The sequence below is a fragment of the Moraxella nasibovis genome (assembly GCF_029581575.1).
Lineage (GTDB): Bacteria > Pseudomonadota > Gammaproteobacteria > Pseudomonadales > Moraxellaceae > Moraxella > Moraxella nasibovis.
In genome coordinates this window covers 224,670-243,651 of the sequence record NZ_CP089975.1, presented here as the reverse complement: position 1 = coordinate 243,651, position 18,982 = coordinate 224,670, and the positions used below count along the sequence as shown (strand labels likewise).

Genomic DNA, 18,982 nt, shown 5'->3' with positions numbered 1-18,982 from the left:
ACCACCCCCGAACTCGGGGGTGGTTTTGTGTTGCTTGATTTGTAAAGTCAGCTAAAATTAGATGACTTGAACGCCTTGTTGGATATATACCCATTCGTTCGTTTGGGTGATGGTGTAGGCTTCATAAGTAATGCCATCAACCACTTTATTTTCCGCCGCAACAGGTGCCCAAACTACACGCCCAGTGCCAGTCAAGCTGTCGTTTAGGTTGTTGTTAGCAGTACCCAGCTTAACGATATCCTCGGCATCACCTTTGATGAATAGCTCAGTATTACCATCCATTTCAAGCAGATGATTGATCTCAACGCGTAGGGTTTGTTGCCCGTTGCCAGTCATATCCACTGTCTCAAAGTTCTTGATGGTACGCATTGAGTACTCTTCAGCACCTGCGATTAGGTTGATGGTGTCATTACCCTCGCCGCCATTGAATTGTAGCTGATTTGGGTTAGAGTCTAGATACACTTTACCAATGGTCAGGGTATCATCACCTTCACCCAAGTCGATCAAGCCACGATATGACTGACCAACGATGGTTACATCATCATTGCCCGCACCAGTTGAGATACTGTTGGTGTTGGTAGTTGCACCTAGGTTACCGCCGTATGCTAAGCCACCTTTGATCAATACAATATCATCACCAGCACCGCTGATCACGGTAGCAGTACGCTGATCGCCCCCTACTTCATAGTAGTTATTACCATCGCCTAGGTTGATGGTGGTTTGGACATTATCCACATTAGAGCTGACAGTCATCACATCATTGCCAGCACCGAAAGTAATGCTACTTGATTGCAAGTTGCCACCATTAGCTAGATAACCACCGATCTGTAAGGTATTATTACCCTCACCAAAGTCCACAGTCTTACGACCATTGAAGTTTGAACCAATGATGAATAAGTCATCACCATCACCAAATGTCACATTACTGTTCATCGTCAATGCAACAAAGCCTTTAAGGTGAATGATGTTGTCACCATTACCCATATCAACTCTAAACTGCGGATTTGCAATATAAGCAACCAAGTTATCATCGACTTGTAGCTTGTCGTTACCCTCGCCCATTAGGACTTGAGATGTTTTACGCTCCAAGCCTTGGAAAGCACCACGCAGATGGATAAAGTCATCGCCAGCACCAGTATCTACCAGCAATGTGCGTGGATTTACCATACCGCCTTCATCAGCCAAAGAGCCATTTAACGCACCGAATCCACCGAACTGCTCAAGACCAACAATCAGAGTGTCGTTGCCGTCAGTGGCTTTGATTGCTGTCTCATCTGCGGCTGAGGTTTGCTGTCTTGGTAACAAGCGGTTCGCATCATCAAAGGTGTTCGCTGTCGTATCTGGACCTTGCTCTAGATTGTAATCACTGAACAAGTTGCGGATAAAGTTCACTTTTTGCGTGGTAATGTTACCCGCTGCATCGACGATGGTCAGCTCAATACCAGCTGGATCTTTACGGTTAAAGCCTTGTAGATCAAGCGTGTAGTTACCCGTGCCATCATCAGTAGCAATTACCTCTTGCTCACGACCACCAGCGGTGTACTTAGCAGTAACAGTACCGCCTACTTCCGAGTTTTCACGAGCAGTGAAGACAACGGTGGCTGCGCCTGTATTATCATTAAAGGTTGCATTAGTAACCTGCATCGGCTCAACCATCGTATCTAGACGAACTTTATGCGACTGCTCATTTAGAATGTCATCACCTTCTTTAAGCTGAATGACATACTCATAGTCTGTGCCATAAGTTTGCTCTAGATTGTCGGTAAAGGTAAAGTTTTTGTTATCTGTAGAGGTCGCTGTAATTGATTCAGCAATGGCTCGTGTGCCATTAACAACGACATAGCGAACCACTTCCACGCTTTGACCATCAGCCAAAGGATTGTCTAATGAGAAAGACAGCTCAGGTGTCGTATCGTTCGTCAGACCTGTATCCAAGCTAAGTGCAGTATTGTAGTCATCACCTGCTACGCTGGCAATTTCACCTACATAAGGTGTCTCATCTTCGTTTGGATAGAAAGACACAGCATCTGGTGTCTCGTCGGTCAAGTTATCAGCCATTTTCACTGAATTCGGTAGGATTTGGGTAGCTGGTTCAACTACTAAATCCGTAACCGAAGTGTCTTGACCTTCAGTTGAGCTGTTGCCTTCTGCATCAGTGACTACCGCAGTAACAACAGTGTCTTCACCTTCTGCTGCTGGGGTTACTGCAACAGTGATGCCGTTGTCAAGGTCTTCTTGAGTTAATGGACGCTCAAGAACAGTGTTACCGTCTTGGTCTGTGATCTTAACGGTATCGCCTACTGAGTAGCCTGAGTCAGCTGGGAAAGTAACTGTTGCATTAACTTTACCATCTTCATCAACATCAGCAGGGTTGATGTTGCCATCATCGCCGTCAGCAATCACAACTTGTGGCTTACCAGCATCGTCAGCAACGCCGTCGCCGTCTGAGTCGCCAGGGACTTTGGTGTCGGTATCCGCTGTAGCTTCAGCAGGTTGAGATGGATTATTGGCTTTATCGGTTACGATTGCAGTAACTTTAGTTTCTTCACCTTCAGGCGCTGGGGTGATTTTCACTTCCACAGGATCTGGTGTACCGTCGCCGTCCTTGTCTTCTAGAGGTACGGTTACAGTTTGACCGTTAGGACCTGTTACAGTGACAGTATCGCCCACTTCTGCGTCTGCAGGCGGTGTAACTTTAACAGTTACTTTACCGTCTGCATCCAAATCGACAGGGTTGATCTTGCGATCTTCTTTTGCACCTACGATTTCTACTGTTGGTGCTGATGGTGGCGTAGTGTCAGCTGGAGTTTGTGCAGTTACTGCTTCTGCTTCATTTTGATTGCCTGCTGGATCTTTGGCAACTGCAGTGACTTGCTCGCCATCTTTAACTTTGTCAGCTGGGATAACAGCTGTGTCTTGACCTACTGGGATGTTTGGTACAACATCAGGATTGTCTGAAGTCCAAGAACCATCTGGTTGTTTGGTTAAAGTAACAGTAGCGGTTGTACCATCGTCTTGTGGGACAGTTACAACAACGGTGTCATTTGGATTGGCATCAGCAGGTACTTTAACTGATACGGTACCATCTGGGTTAGCTGTTAGTACAGGTGCGCTTGGAGCGGTAGTGTCAGCTGGAGTTTGTGCAGTTACTGCTTCTGCTTCATTTTGATTGCCTGCTGGATCTTTGGCAACTGCAGTGACTTGCTCGCCATCTTTAACTTTGTCAGCTGGGATAACAGCTGTGTCTTGACCTACTGGGATGTTTGGTACAACATCAGGATTGTCTGAAGTCCAAGAACCATCTGGTTGTTTGGTTAAAGTAACAGTAGCGGTTGTACCATCGTCTTGTGGGACAGTTACAACAACGGTGTCATTTGGATTGGCATCAGCAGGTACTTTAACTGATACGGTACCATCTGGGTTAGCTGTTAGTACAGGTGCGCTTGGAGCGGTAGTGTCAGCTGGAGTTTGTGCAGTTACTGCTTCTGCTTCATTTTGATTGCCTGCTGGATCTTTGGCAACTGCAGTGACTTGCTCGCCATCTTTAACTTTGTCAGCTGGGATAACAGCTGTGTCTTGACCTACTGGGATGTTTGGTACAACATCAGGATTGTCTGAAGTCCAAGAACCATCTGGTTGTTTGGTTAAAGTAACAGTAGCGGTTGTACCATCGTCTTGTGGGACAGTTACAACAACGGTGTCATTTGGATTGGCATCAGCAGGTACTTTAACTGATACGGTACCATCTGGGTTAGCTGTTAGTACAGGTGCGCTTGGAGCGGTAGTGTCAGCTGGAGTTTGTGCAGTTACTGCTTCTGCTTCATTTTGATTGCCTGCTGGATCTTTGGCAACTGCAGTGACTTGCTCGCCATCTTTAACTTTGTCAGCTGGGATAACAGCTGTGTCTTGACCTACTGGGATGTTTGGTACAACATCAGGATTGTCTGAAGTCCAAGAACCATCTGGTTGTTTGGTTAAAGTAACAGTAGCGGTTGTACCATCGTCTTGTGGGACAGTTACAACAACGGTGTCATTTGGATTGGCATCAGCAGGTACTTTAACTGATACGGTACCATCTGGGTTAGCTGTTAGTACAGGTGCGCTTGGAGCGGTAGTGTCAGCTGGAGTTTGTGCAGTTACTGCTTCTGCTTCATTTTGATTGCCTGCTGGATCTTTGGCAACTGCAGTGACTTGCTCGCCATCTTTAACTTTGTCAGCTGGGATAACAGCTGTGTCTTGACCTACTGGGATGTTTGGTACAACATCAGGATTGTCTGAAGTCCAAGAACCATCTGGTTGTTTGGTTAAAGTAACAGTAGCGGTTGTACCATCGTCTTGTGGGACAGTTACAACAACGGTGTCATTTGGATTGGCATCAGCAGGTACTTTAACTGATACGGTACCATCTGGGTTAGCTGTTAGTACAGGTGCGCTTGGAGCGGTAGTGTCAGCTGGAGTTTGTGCAGTTACTGCTTCTGCTTCATTTTGATTGCCTGCTGGATCTTTGGCAACTGCAGTGACTTGCTCGCCATCTTTAACTTTGTCAGCTGGGATAACAGCTGTGTCTTGACCTACTGGGATGTTTGGTACAACATCAGGATTGTCTGAAGTCCAAGAACCATCTGGTTGTTTGGTTAAAGTAACAGTAGCGGTTGTACCATCGTCTTGTGGGACAGTTACAACAACGGTGTCATTTGGATTGGCATCAGCAGGTACTTTAACTGATACGGTACCATCTGGGTTAGCTGTTAGTACAGGTGCGCTTGGAGCGGTAGTGTCAGCTGGAGTTTGTGCAGTTACTGCTTCTGCTTCATTTTGATTGCCTGCTGGATCTTTGGCAACTGCAGTGACTTGCTCGCCATCTTTAACTTTGTCAGCTGGGATAACAGCTGTGTCTTGACCTACTGGGATGTTTGGTACAACATCAGGATTGTCTGAAGTCCAAGAACCATCTGGTTGTTTGGTTAAAGTAACAGTAGCGGTTGTACCATCGTCTTGTGGGACAGTTACAACAACGGTGTCATTTGGATTGGCATCAGCAGGTACTTTAACTGATACGGTACCATCTGGGTTAGCTGTTAGTACAGGTGCGCTTGGAGCGGTAGTGTCAGCTGGAGTTTGTGCAGTTACTGCTTCTGCTTCATTTTGATTGCCTGCTGGATCTTTGGCAACTGCAGTGACTTGCTCGCCATCTTTAACTTTGTCAGCTGGGATAACAGCTGTGTCTTGACCTACTGGGATGTTTGGTACAACATCAGGATTGTCTGAAGTCCAAGAACCATCTGGTTGTTTGGTTAAAGTAACAGTAGCGGTTGTACCATCGTCTTGTGGGACAGTTACAACAACGGTGTCATTTGGATTGGCATCAGCAGGTACTTTAACTGATACGGTACCATCTGGGTTAGCTGTTAGTACAGGTGCGCTTGGAGCGGTAGTGTCAGCTGGAGTTTGTGCAGTTACTGCTTCTGCTTCATTTTGATTGCCTGCTGGATCTTTGGCAACTGCAGTGACTTGCTCGCCATCTTTAACTTTGTCAGCTGGGATAACAGCTGTGTCTTGACCTACTGGGATGTTTGGTACAACATCAGGATTGTCTGAAGTCCAAGAACCATCTGGTTGTTTGGTTAAAGTAACAGTAGCGGTTGTACCATCGTCTTGTGGGACAGTTACAACAACGGTGTCATTTGGATTGGCATCAGCAGGTACTTTAACTGATACGGTACCATCTGGGTTAGCTGTTAGTACAGGTGCGCTTGGAGCGGTAGTGTCAGCTGGAGTTTGTGCAGTTACTGCTTCTGCTTCATTTTGATTGCCTGCTGGATCTTTGGCAACTGCAGTGACTTGCTCGCCATCTTTAACTTTGTCAGCTGGGATAACAGCTGTGTCTTGACCTACTGGGATGTTTGGTACAACATCAGGATTGTCTGAAGTCCAAGAACCATCTGGTTGTTTGGTTAAAGTAACAGTAGCGGTTGTACCATCGTCTTGTGGGACAGTTACAACAACGGTGTCATTTGGATTGGCATCAGCAGGTACTTTAACTGATACGGTACCATCTGGGTTAGCTGTTAGTACAGGTGCGCTTGGAGCGGTAGTGTCAGCTGGAGTTTGTGCAGTTACTGCTTCTGCTTCATTTTGATTGCCTGCTGGATCTTTGGCAACTGCAGTGACTTGCTCGCCATCTTTAACTTTGTCAGCTGGGATAACAGCTGTGTCTTGACCTACTGGGATGTTTGGTACAACATCAGGATTGTCTGAAGTCCAAGAACCATCTGGTTGTTTGGTTAAAGTAACAGTAGCGGTTGTACCATCGTCTTGTGGGACAGTTACAACAACGGTGTCATTTGGATTGGCATCAGCAGGTACTTTAACTGATACGGTACCATCTGGGTTAGCTGTTAGTACAGGTGCGCTTGGAGCGGTAGTGTCAGCTGGAGTTTGTGCAGTTACTGCTTCTGCTTCATTTTGATTGCCTGCTGGATCTTTGGCAACTGCAGTGACTTGCTCGCCATCTTTAACTTTGTCAGCTGGGATAACAGCTGTGTCTTGACCTACTGGGATGTTTGGTACAACATCAGGATTGTCTGAAGTCCAAGAACCATCTGGTTGTTTGGTTAAAGTAACAGTAGCGGTTGTACCATCGTCTTGTGGGACAGTTACAACAACGGTGTCATTTGGATTGGCATCAGCAGGTACTTTAACTGATACGGTACCATCTGGGTTAGCTGTTAGTACAGGTGCGCTTGGAGCGGTAGTGTCAGCTGGAGTTTGTGCAGTTACTGCTTCTGCTTCATTTTGATTGCCTGCTGGATCTTTGGCAACTGCAGTGACTTGCTCGCCATCTTTAACTTTGTCAGCTGGGATAACAGCTGTGTCTTGACCTACTGGGATGTTTGGTACAACATCAGGATTGTCTGAAGTCCAAGAACCATCTGGTTGTTTGGTTAAAGTAACAGTAGCGGTTGTACCATCGTCTTGTGGGACAGTTACAACAACGGTGTCATTTGGATTGGCATCAGCAGGTACTTTAACTGATACGGTACCATCTGGGTTAGCTGTTAGTACAGGTGCGCTTGGAGCGGTAGTGTCAGCTGGAGTTTGTGCAGTTACTGCTTCTGCTTCATTTTGATTGCCTGCTGGATCTTTGGCAACTGCAGTGACTTGCTCGCCATCTTTAACTTTGTCAGCTGGGATAACAGCTGTGTCTTGACCTACTGGGATGTTTGGTACAACATCAGGATTGTCTGAAGTCCAAGAACCATCTGGTTGTTTGGTTAAAGTAACAGTAGCGGTTGTACCATCGTCTTGTGGGACAGTTACAACAACGGTGTCATTTGGATTGGCATCAGCAGGTACTTTAACTGATACGGTACCATCTGGGTTAGCTGTTAGTACAGGTGCGCTTGGAGCGGTAGTGTCAGCTGGAGTTTGTGCAGTTACTGCTTCTGCTTCATTTTGATTGCCTGCTGGATCTTTGGCAACTGCAGTGACTTGCTCGCCATCTTTAACTTTGTCAGCTGGGATAACAGCTGTGTCTTGACCTACTGGGATGTTTGGTACAACATCAGGATTGTCTGAAGTCCAAGAACCATCTGGTTGTTTGGTTAAAGTAACAGTAGCGGTTGTACCATCGTCTTGTGGGACAGTTACAACAACGGTGTCATTTGGATTGGCATCAGCAGGTACTTTAACTGATACGGTACCATCTGGGTTAGCTGTTAGTACAGGTGCGCTTGGAGCGGTAGTGTCAGCTGGAGTTTGTGCAGTTACTGCTTCTGCTTCATTTTGATTGCCTGCTGGATCTTTGGCAACTGCAGTGACTTGCTCGCCATCTTTAACTTTGTCAGCTGGGATAACAGCTGTGTCTTGACCTACTGGGATGTTTGGTACAACATCAGGATTGTCTGAAGTCCAAGAACCATCTGGTTGTTTGGTTAAAGTAACAGTAGCGGTTGTACCATCGTCTTGTGGGACAGTTACAACAACGGTGTCATTTGGATTGGCATCAGCAGGTACTTTAACTGATACGGTACCATCTGGGTTAGCTGTTAGTACAGGTGCGCTTGGAGCGGTAGTGTCAGCTGGAGTTTGTGCAGTTACTGCTTCTGCTTCATTTTGATTGCCTGCTGGATCTTTGGCAACTGCAGTGACTTGCTCGCCATCTTTAACTTTGTCAGCTGGGATAACAGCTGTGTCTTGACCTACTGGGATGTTTGGTACAACATCAGGATTGTCTGAAGTCCAAGAACCATCTGGTTGTTTGGTTAAAGTAACAGTAGCGGTTGTACCATCGTCTTGTGGGACAGTTACAACAACGGTGTCATTTGGATTGGCATCAGCAGGTACTTTAACTGATACGGTACCATCTGGGTTAGCTGTTAGTACAGGTGCGCTTGGAGCGGTAGTGTCAGCTGGAGTTTGTGCAGTTACTGCTTCTGCTTCATTTTGATTGCCTGCTGGATCTTTGGCAACTGCAGTGACTTGCTCGCCATCTTTAACTTTGTCAGCTGGGATAACAGCTGTGTCTTGACCTACTGGGATGTTTGGTACAACATCAGGATTGTCTGAAGTCCAAGAACCATCTGGTTGTTTGGTTAAAGTAACAGTAGCGGTTGTACCATCGTCTTGTGGGACAGTTACAACAACGGTGTCATTTGGATTGGCATCAGCAGGTACTTTAACTGATACGGTACCATCTGGGTTAGCTGTTAGTACAGGTGCGCTTGGAGCGGTAGTGTCAGCTGGAGTTTGTGCAGTTACTGCTTCTGCTTCATTTTGATTGCCTGCTGGATCTTTGGCAACTGCAGTGACTTGCTCGCCATCTTTAACTTTGTCAGCTGGGATAACAGCTGTGTCTTGACCTACTGGGATGTTTGGTACAACATCAGGATTGTCTGAAGTCCAAGAACCATCTGGTTGTTTGGTTAAAGTAACAGTAGCGGTTGTACCATCGTCTTGTGGGACAGTTACAACAACGGTGTCATTTGGATTGGCATCAGCAGGTACTTTAACTGATACGGTACCATCTGGGTTAGCTGTTAGTACAGGTGCGCTTGGAGCGGTAGTGTCAGCTGGAGTTTGTGCAGTTACTGCTTCTGCTTCATTTTGATTGCCTGCTGGATCTTTGGCAACTGCAGTGACTTGCTCGCCATCTTTAACTTTGTCAGCTGGGATAACAGCTGTGTCTTGACCTACTGGGATGTTTGGTACAACATCAGGATTGTCTGAAGTCCAAGAACCATCTGGTTGTTTGGTTAAAGTAACAGTAGCGGTTGTACCATCGTCTTGTGGGACAGTTACAACAACGGTGTCATTTGGATTGGCATCAGCAGGTACTTTAACTGATACGGTACCATCTGGGTTAGCTGTTAGTACAGGTGCGCTTGGAGCGGTAGTGTCAGCTGGAGTTTGTGCAGTTACTGCTTCTGCTTCATTTTGATTGCCTGCTGGATCTTTGGCAACTGCAGTGACTTGCTCGCCATCTTTAACTTTGTCAGCTGGGATAACAGCTGTGTCTTGACCTACTGGGATGTTTGGTACAACATCAGGATTGTCTGAAGTCCAAGAACCATCTGGTTGTTTGGTTAAAGTAACAGTAGCGGTTGTACCATCGTCTTGTGGGACAGTTACAACAACGGTGTCATTTGGATTGGCATCAGCAGGTACTTTAACTGATACGGTACCATCTGGGTTAGCTGTTAGTACAGGTGCGCTTGGAGCGGTAGTGTCAGCTGGAGTTTGTGCAGTTACTGCTTCTGCTTCATTTTGATTGCCTGCTGGATCTTTGGCAACTGCAGTGACTTGCTCGCCATCTTTAACTTTGTCAGCTGGGATAACAGCTGTGTCTTGACCTACTGGGATGTTTGGTACAACATCAGGATTGTCTGAAGTCCAAGAACCATCTGGTTGTTTGGTTAAAGTAACAGTAGCGGTTGTACCATCGTCTTGTGGGACAGTTACAACAACGGTGTCATTTGGATTGGCATCAGCAGGTACTTTAACTGATACGGTACCATCTGGGTTAGCTGTTAGTACAGGTGCGCTTGGAGCGGTAGTGTCAGCTGGAGTTTGTGCAGTTACTGCTTCTGCTTCATTTTGATTGCCTGCTGGATCTTTGGCAACTGCAGTGACTTGCTCGCCATCTTTAACTTTGTCAGCTGGGATAACAGCTGTGTCTTGACCTACTGGGATGTTTGGTACAACATCAGGATTGTCTGAAGTCCAAGAACCATCTGGTTGTTTGGTTAAAGTAACAGTAGCGGTTGTACCATCGTCTTGTGGGACAGTTACAACAACGGTGTCATTTGGATTGGCATCAGCAGGTACTTTAACTGATACGGTACCATCTGGGTTAGCTGTTAGTACAGGTGCGCTTGGAGCGGTAGTGTCAGCTGGAGTTTGTGCAGTTACTGCTTCTGCTTCATTTTGATTGCCTGCTGGATCTTTGGCAACTGCAGTGACTTGCTCGCCATCTTTAACTTTGTCAGCTGGGATAACAGCTGTGTCTTGACCTACTGGGATGTTTGGTACAACATCAGGATTGTCTGAAGTCCAAGAACCATCTGGTTGTTTGGTTAAAGTAACAGTAGCGGTTGTACCATCGTCTTGTGGGACAGTTACAACAACGGTGTCATTTGGATTGGCATCAGCAGGTACTTTAACTGATACGGTACCATCTGGGTTAGCTGTTAGTACAGGTGCGCTTGGAGCGGTAGTGTCAGCTGGAGTTTGTGCAGTTACTGCTTCTGCTTCATTTTGATTGCCTGCTGGATCTTTGGCAACTGCAGTGACTTGCTCGCCATCTTTAACTTTGTCAGCTGGGATAACAGCTGTGTCTTGACCTACTGGGATGTTTGGTACAACATCAGGATTGTCTGAAGTCCAAGAACCATCTGGTTGTTTGGTTAAAGTAACAGTAGCGGTTGTACCATCGTCTTGTGGGACAGTTACAACAACGGTGTCATTTGGATTGGCATCAGCAGGTACTTTAACTGATACGGTACCATCTGGGTTAGCTGTTAGTACAGGTGCGCTTGGAGCGGTAGTGTCAGCTGGAGTTTGTGCAGTTACTGCTTCTGCTTCATTTTGATTGCCTGCTGGATCTTTGGCAACTGCAGTGACTTGCTCGCCATCTTTAACTTTGTCAGCTGGGATAACAGCTGTGTCTTGACCTACTGGGATGTTTGGTACAACATCAGGATTGTCTGAAGTCCAAGAACCATCTGGTTGTTTGGTTAAAGTAACAGTAGCGGTTGTACCATCGTCTTGTGGGACAGTTACAACAACGGTGTCATTTGGATTGGCATCAGCAGGTACTTTAACTGATACGGTACCATCTGGGTTAGCTGTTAGTACAGGTGCGCTTGGAGCGGTAGTGTCAGCTGGAGTTTGTGCAGTTACTGCTTCTGCTTCATTTTGATTGCCTGCTGGATCTTTGGCAACTGCAGTGACTTGCTCGCCATCTTTAACTTTGTCAGCTGGGATAACAGCTGTGTCTTGACCTACTGGGATGTTTGGTACAACATCAGGATTGTCTGAAGTCCAAGAACCATCTGGTTGTTTGGTTAAAGTAACAGTAGCGGTTGTACCATCGTCTTGTGGGACAGTTACAACAACGGTGTCATTTGGATTGGCATCAGCAGGTACTTTAACTGATACGGTACCATCTGGGTTAGCTGTTAGTACAGGTGCGCTTGGAGCGGTAGTGTCAGCTGGAGTTTGTGCAGTTACTGCTTCTGCTTCATTTTGATTGCCTGCTGGATCTTTGGCAACTGCAGTGACTTGCTCGCCATCTTTAACTTTGTCAGCTGGGATAACAGCTGTGTCTTGACCTACTGGGATGTTTGGTACAACATCAGGATTGTCTGAAGTCCAAGAACCATCTGGTTGTTTGGTTAAAGTAACAGTAGCGGTTGTACCATCGTCTTGTGGGACAGTTACAACAACGGTGTCATTTGGATTGGCATCAGCAGGTACTTTAACTGATACGGTACCATCTGGGTTAGCTGTTAGTACAGGTGCGCTTGGAGCGGTAGTGTCAGCTGGAGTTTGTGCAGTTACTGCTTCTGCTTCATTTTGATTGCCTGCTGGATCTTTGGCAACTGCAGTGACTTGCTCGCCATCTTTAACTTTGTCAGCTGGGATAACAGCTGTGTCTTGACCTACTGGGATGTTTGGTACAACATCAGGATTGTCTGAAGTCCAAGAACCATCTGGTTGTTTGGTTAAAGTAACAGTAGCGGTTGTACCATCGTCTTGTGGGACAGTTACAACAACGGTGTCATTTGGATTGGCATCAGCAGGTACTTTAACTGATACGGTACCATCTGGGTTAGCTGTTAGTACAGGTGCGCTTGGAGCGGTAGTGTCAGCTGGAGTTTGTGCAGTTACTGCTTCTGCTTCATTTTGATTGCCTGCTGGATCTTTGGCAACTGCAGTGACTTGCTCGCCATCTTTAACTTTGTCAGCTGGGATAACAGCTGTGTCTTGACCTACTGGGATGTTTGGTACAACATCAGGATTGTCTGAAGTCCAAGAACCATCTGGTTGTTTGGTTAAAGTAACAGTAGCGGTTGTACCATCGTCTTGTGGGACAGTTACAACAACGGTGTCATTTGGATTGGCATCAGCAGGTACTTTAACTGATACGGTACCATCTGGGTTAGCTGTTAGTACAGGTGCGCTTGGAGCGGTAGTGTCAGCTGGAGTTTGTGCAGTTACTGCTTCTGCTTCATTTTGATTGCCTGCTGGATCTTTGGCAACTGCAGTGACTTGCTCGCCATCTTTAACTTTGTCAGCTGGGATAACAGCTGTGTCTTGACCTACTGGGATGTTTGGTACAACATCAGGATTGTCTGAAGTCCAAGAACCATCTGGTTGTTTGGTTAAAGTAACAGTAGCGGTTGTACCATCGTCTTGTGGGACAGTTACAACAACGGTGTCATTTGGATTGGCATCAGCAGGTACTTTAACTGATACGGTACCATCTGGGTTAGCTGTTAGTACAGGTGCGCTTGGAGCGGTAGTGTCAGCTGGAGTTTGTGCAGTTACTGCTTCTGCTTCATTTTGATTGCCTGCTGGATCTTTGGCAACTGCAGTGACTTGCTCGCCATCTTTAACTTTGTCAGCTGGGATAACAGCTGTGTCTTGACCTACTGGGATGTTTGGTACAACATCAGGATTGTCTGAAGTCCAAGAACCATCTGGTTGTTTGGTTAAAGTAACAGTAGCGGTTGTACCATCGTCTTGTGGGACAGTTACAACAACGGTGTCATTTGGATTGGCATCAGCAGGTACTTTAACTGATACGGTACCATCTGGGTTAGCTGTTAGTACAGGTGCGCTTGGAGCGGTAGTGTCAGCTGGTGCTGACTTGTCATCATCACTACCGCTTGCCAACGCAGCCAAGCCACCAACAGCAGCAAGACCTACTAGCCAAGGCAAGATGCCTGCTTTGGCTTCTGTTGCGCCCATCCACCAAGGAGCGATGTAAGATTGACCGCCCAGCGCCTGACCTTCGATGTCGCCATTGGCAAGCTGAGTAACATAGTCAGCCACTTCACCAGTGTCTGGGATGTAGTAGTAGTATTGACCGTCTTCAGCCAGACCGATTAGAGCAGCGTCGGCGTTGTCATAGTAGCCTTCGATGATGATGTCATCATTCCTGCCTTCTTTGTCTAGGTTGATGTGTAGGTCTTGACCCACACGCTTGGTGATGATGTGGTCAGGTGCACGACCTGTTTCGGTGTTTAGTAGCTCGTAGTTAACTTGTCTTTGTGCTTTAACTTTGGTTACAGCACCTTGTGTAACAGCCACTTCACCCAAAGTTTGGGTGGCTGAGTGGGCTTTTAATACGATGTTTGACATGGTTTTACCTTTGTTAAGTGTTACTTGTACTTAGCTTATACTTAGCTTTTAATGATTATTCGTTCGGAATCACAACCATCACACGGCGGTTTTGAGCACGACCTTCGGCGTTGTCATTAGAGGCAACAGGGCGAGACTCACCAAAGCCTTGTGCGCTTAGGCGGCTTGGGTTTACGCCATGTTGGTTGATCAGTGCTTGTACCACAGAGGCAGCACGGCGCTCTGACAGTGCTTGGTTATAAGCGTCTGAACCACGAGAGTCGGTGTGACCTTCGATGATGGCATTGGCTTCTGGGTATTGTTTTAGGAAGTTGGCAGCCTTAGTCACTTCACTTTGGTATTGTGGCTTGATGTTTGACTTGTCGGTGTCAAATAGGATGTTTAGACGCACATTTGGGCGAGTCTCAACATAGTACTCAGAAGCAGGTTGTGGTACAGGAGCAACTGGTGCTGGTGCTACAACAACTGGTGCTGGGCAGTCTTTGGCTTGTACACGGCTGATTTGATGACCTTGACGATAAGTGCCGTTTAGGGCATTGTTGATGTCATTGCCATACAGTGGAGTTAGGGTTGGGGTGTTGTTGGCGTCTGTGGTGACGGCAAATACTTGGGTTTGACCTGCATCAAGTTTGATGGTGGCAGCGCCGTAAGATAGGTCATTGATCTTAGCAGAAGTTGGTACGGCTGATAGCGCCACATTGCCAGCACATACGATGGCTTGGCTGTAATGGTTGTCTTGAACACTCACCAAGAAACGGTCATCTAGAGCGATGTTGGTGCTGGTGTCTGGGTTATTTTGATTATTTGCTGCTGGGCGCACGAAGATAAGGTTGGCTGTGCGGTCTGACAGCTGTGGGTTTAATAGGTTGGCATCTGGTGAGGCAGATTTAGACCAAGTTGGGGCAGCGGCTGGCAGCTGTGCGGTAGTTTGGCAAGCAGTCAGCAGCATGGTTGAGGCTATGGTGGTAGCCAGTAGCGTAGTTTTGTTCAACATTTGTCTTTTCCTTAATAACCATAAAACTCAGCACTCATTGAGTGAATGTCGAGCTTGGGTGGTATTGCTTTTTTTAATAGAGTCATGCAGATGGCTCAAAGGCGATGCGCCTAAACACACCACCTCCTACAACCTCATGCGCACAACTTTCCTAGACCACTTGGAATGTTGCGCAACTCTGACGATATTATAACAAATGTTCTCTGTACCGTGTAATGACATTTTTGTAAATTTTGTAAACTTTTTTTAAAGCAATAGCACAAGATTTCTGTCTTGTACTGACAGTCTTAATGATTGATTTTTATGATTTTTCCCCATCAATGGAGGGGGTTATTGATTTTTGCTAAATAAAAGGTAAGTATATTTATTTCTGTATTGTTTCTAATGGATTTTATTCATTCGGGTGGGAAATTTTCAATCCTGCAATTTCATTCAATTTTTGGGGTTAAATTGGGTTTATACTCGTAGGGGCGAATTGCAATCCGCCCCTACTTACATTTAGGATTTATACTCGTAGGGGCGAATAACATTCGCCCTTAACATTCGCCCTAAAAATACACCACCCCTACAATCGTTCGGTGATTTTTTAACATTACCAACCGTCCACAAGGCGAAAAATATTTCAACTTTAAAGCAAGGGCGAAAAATATTTCGCCCCTACAAATCGTGTTGCATTTGTCGTATCACATCTAGGATTTTACCCATAGGGGTGAATAACATTCACCCCCATCCATCAAGAGCGCCGCCGCCTCATAAAGCCAGCTCGCCAACATCCGCCACGCTCAAAAACAGCTCACGCACTTGCTTTAAAAGTGCCAGACGGTTGTTTTTAAGTGCCGCATCGTCGCTATTTACCATCACGCCATCAAAGAACGCTGTCAAAGGCGCATCTAAGCTGGTAAGATTTGTTAGAATACCTTGATAATCAGCAGCATCAAGCAAAGGCTTGGTGGCGTTTTGGGCAGCCACAAGGGCAGCGAATAGTGACTTTTCAGCCGACTCGGTGAGCAAGCTTTCATCGATGTTAGCATTGATGTCGCTTTCGGCTTTGGCAAGAATGTTCGCCACTCGCTTGTTATTTTGAGCCAAAGTTTTGGCGACAGGCTCGCTACGGAATTTCTCCACAGCACGGATACGATTGTCAAAATCCAGCGGTTTTTGAGTGCCGACGCTCTGCACCGCCAAAATCGTATCCACATTCACGCCTTGATCCTCGTACATCGCACGATAGCGAGCATTGATAAATTCCATCACATCGGTGAAAGTCTTGTCTGCATTGGCGATTTTTTCGCCATAATTGCTGATGGCTTGCTGAATCAAGCTTGGCAAGTCAAGCGGCAATTTTTTCTCAATCAAAATACGCAAAACGCCAATGCTAGCACGGCGAAGGCTAAACGGGTCTTTTGAGCCAGTCGGGATTTCATTGATCGCAAAAATCCCCACCAAAGTGTCCAAACGGTCGGCAAGCGCCAAGCACACGCCGATGTCGGTCGCTGGCAGATTATCGCCTGCAAATTTTGGCAAATATTGCTCAGCAATCGCTTCTGCCACATCACTTGGTTCGTTGTTTAAGCGAGCATAATAAGTCCCTGCCACGCCTTGCAATTCTGGGAACTCGCCCACGAGCGTACTGGCAAGGTCGCATTTTGACAACAAGCCTGCACGAGTGGCGTGCGTGTCGTCTACACCGATTTGCTTGGCGATAAAACTTGCCAATGCAGCAATGCGTTCAGATTTTTCCCAAATCGTGCCAAGTTTTTCTTGGAATACTCGGTTTTTTAGGTTTTCGGACAGGGCAAATAGCGGCTGCTTTTGGTCTTGTTCAAAGAAAAACTCAGCGTCTGACAGGCGTGGGCGCACGACTTTTTCGTTACCCAAAATCACAGCTTGCTTGTCTTTGCTGTCAATATTGCTGATAAAAATAAAGTACGGCAAAAGTTTGCCAGATGCGTCCGTCAAGCAAAAATATTTTTGGTCGGCTTGCATGGTGCTGATGAGCGCCTCTTGCGGCACCGCCAAGAATCGCTCTTCAAAGCTTGCTCTGAGCGCCACAGGCAAATCCACAAGAGCGGTCACTTCATCAAGCAAATCATCTGGCACGATGGCGACCGCACCGACTTCGCTTGATAGCTTGGCGACTTGCTCTTTGATGGACGCTTGGCGTTTGTCAAAGTCTGCTACCACGCTGGCATTATTTAGCAATTCTTCATAATTATCAGCGTGATTGATGGCAAAAAACTCAGGGGCGTGGAAACGATGACCACGAGTTTGATTGCCCGTTTGATGACCTTGAATACTCGCCGAAATCACCGCCTCATCACGCATCAAGACCACCCACTGCACAGGACGCACAAACTCGGTACGCTCTGCACCGCTTCTCATTCGCTTGGCGATGGGCAGACTGTCCAGAGCTTTTTGGAAAATCGCTGGCAACAAATCATCGACTTTTTCGCCCTTAATAGTAAGCTCATAGCCGATGTACTCGCCTTTTTTGTCGGACACGGTGATTAAATCGTCTTTGGTTAGACTTAGACCACCCGCATTCAAGCCTTGCAAAAAGCCCTGACCTGCACGGGTCAGATTGCCATCAGCGTCAAAACTTGCCTTCACATTTGGACCTTTTTTGGTCTCGCTGCGGTCAGGGGTCAGCGTAGCAGCGCCCAAGATCTGCACCGCCAAACGGCGTGGTGCGGCATAAGATTTGATGCCGTCAAAGGCGATGTTTTGCTCTGCCAGCGACTTTTTGACGCTGTCTTCTAGGGCGTTTTTTAAAGTCTTTAATGACTTTGGTGGCAACTCTTCGGTGCCAAGTTCAAATAAGATTGTGTTCATTGTTTGACCCTTTTTAATGATGTCTAAATAAATTCAATTTTTTGTGAGTTATTCATCAAAGACAAAATCTTTACCATTCACCTTTCGTTTAACTGTAACATATGTACCACAAGTTTAATCAAAGTTTCTTTATTGTCAGGATTGGATTCGGCAATCAACAATGCCAAAGCTGTAAGCCCTGTGTCGTTAATAATCGGCTCGCCTTGTTTGCTAAGCAGTCGCCCATTTTTATATAAAAAATCTACAAATAAAAATGCCCCACTTCGTTTATTGCCATCGGCAAATGGGTGATTTTTAATGACAAAATACAATAAATGAGCCGCTTTTTCTTCAATGCTTGGATAAGCAGGTTCGCCAAAAACTGTTTGTTCTAAATTACCCAAAATTGCCGATAAGCCATCGCCCCGCTCTTTGGCGAATAACTCGGTCGCTTCGCCTTTGGCAATTAAATCGACTTTTAAAGTGGCAAGCGAATTTCTGGCATCATCAAGCGTTGGCAAAACACCGCCAATTTCGCCTTTTGGCTCTGATAATAAGCCTTCATCGTATTGCTGTAACCACAAAAAAGTTTGGGTATAGCGACTGACAATATCAATCAGCCCCCGACCACTTTCTAAGGTCAAAGCGGTTGATTGGGCGGTTTTTTGAATTAAGGCTAAGGCTTGCTCCAATTCAAACGCATTTTCTGCCAAGCGTTTTTGATTAATGGCATAGCCTTTTAATAAATAGTCTTTTAAACGAGCGGTTGCCCAACGGCGAAATGCCGTACCCGCTTTGGAATTCACACGATAGCCGACAGAAATAATGACATCAAGATTAAAATATTCAATCTCACGCACCACTTCACGCTGACCTTCAATTTGAACTGTTGCATTTTTTGCAACAGTTGAATTTTTATCCAGCTCTTCTTCATCAAAGACTTTTTTGATATGGCGTGAAATTACCGATTTATCACGCCCAAAAATATCCGCCATTTGTTGCAAAGATAGCCAAACGGTTTCATTATCAAAGCGGACTTCCACTTCTGTTTCGCCTGTGGGCGATTGGTAGATTTCTATGGGGTTGGTCATTTATTTATTGCTCCGATTTTTTTTGAAAACCGCATTATTTATCACTCAAACGCTTTTGTAAAATTTCCAAAAACTCATCAACACTTAGCTGTTCTTTTTTTGGGCGATTTGATTTTTATAGGTTTGGCATTTTCCAAATCATATAAAAATTACTCAATCGCCTTTTCATCACGCACAATAAATTGTTTATCAAACGATGCGGTGCTCATTTTCAACCCTT

Annotated in this window: 4 protein-coding genes; all 4 read right to left on the bottom strand. The window is 46.0% G+C overall.

Translation table 11 applies throughout. The annotated features are described in order from the left end of the window. Nucleotides 1-57 precede the first annotated feature (57 nt). A complete protein-coding gene (locus tag LU290_RS01020) occupies nt 58-13,866 on the bottom strand; it encodes a hypothetical protein (protein ID WP_277808731.1) in 13,809 nt (4,602 codons plus the stop codon). A gap of 55 nt (nt 13,867-13,921) precedes the next feature. Continuing rightward, a complete protein-coding gene (locus tag LU290_RS01015) occupies nt 13,922-14,860 on the bottom strand; it encodes an OmpA family protein (protein WP_277808730.1) in 939 nt (312 codons plus the stop codon). Nucleotides 14,861-15,610: 750 nt separating this feature from the next. Next, nucleotides 15,611-17,692, bottom strand: a complete 2,082-nt coding sequence (glyS, locus tag LU290_RS01010; protein WP_277808729.1) for a glycine--tRNA ligase subunit beta — start codon at nt 17,690-17,692, stop codon at nt 15,611-15,613. Nucleotides 17,693-17,769: 77 nt separating this feature from the next. Continuing rightward, a complete protein-coding gene (locus LU290_RS01005; RefSeq protein ID WP_277808728.1) occupies nt 17,770-18,762 on the bottom strand; it encodes a virulence RhuM family protein/type II toxin-antitoxin system death-on-curing family toxin in 993 nt (330 codons plus the stop codon). Nucleotides 18,763-18,982 lie beyond the last annotated feature (220 nt).

Coding starts and splice junctions, on each gene's coding strand:
- glyS (WP_277808729.1), bottom strand. CDS start 17,692: ATGAACACAATCTTATTTGAACTTGGCACCGAAGAGTTGCCACCAAAG.
- LU290_RS01015 (WP_277808730.1), bottom strand. CDS start 14,860: ATGTTGAACAAAACTACGCTACTGGCTACCACCATAGCCTCAACCATG.
- LU290_RS01005 (WP_277808728.1), bottom strand. CDS start 18,762: ATGACCAACCCCATAGAAATCTACCAATCGCCCACAGGCGAAACAGAA.
- LU290_RS01020 (WP_277808731.1), bottom strand. CDS start 13,866: ATGTCAAACATCGTATTAAAAGCCCACTCAGCCACCCAAACTTTGGGT.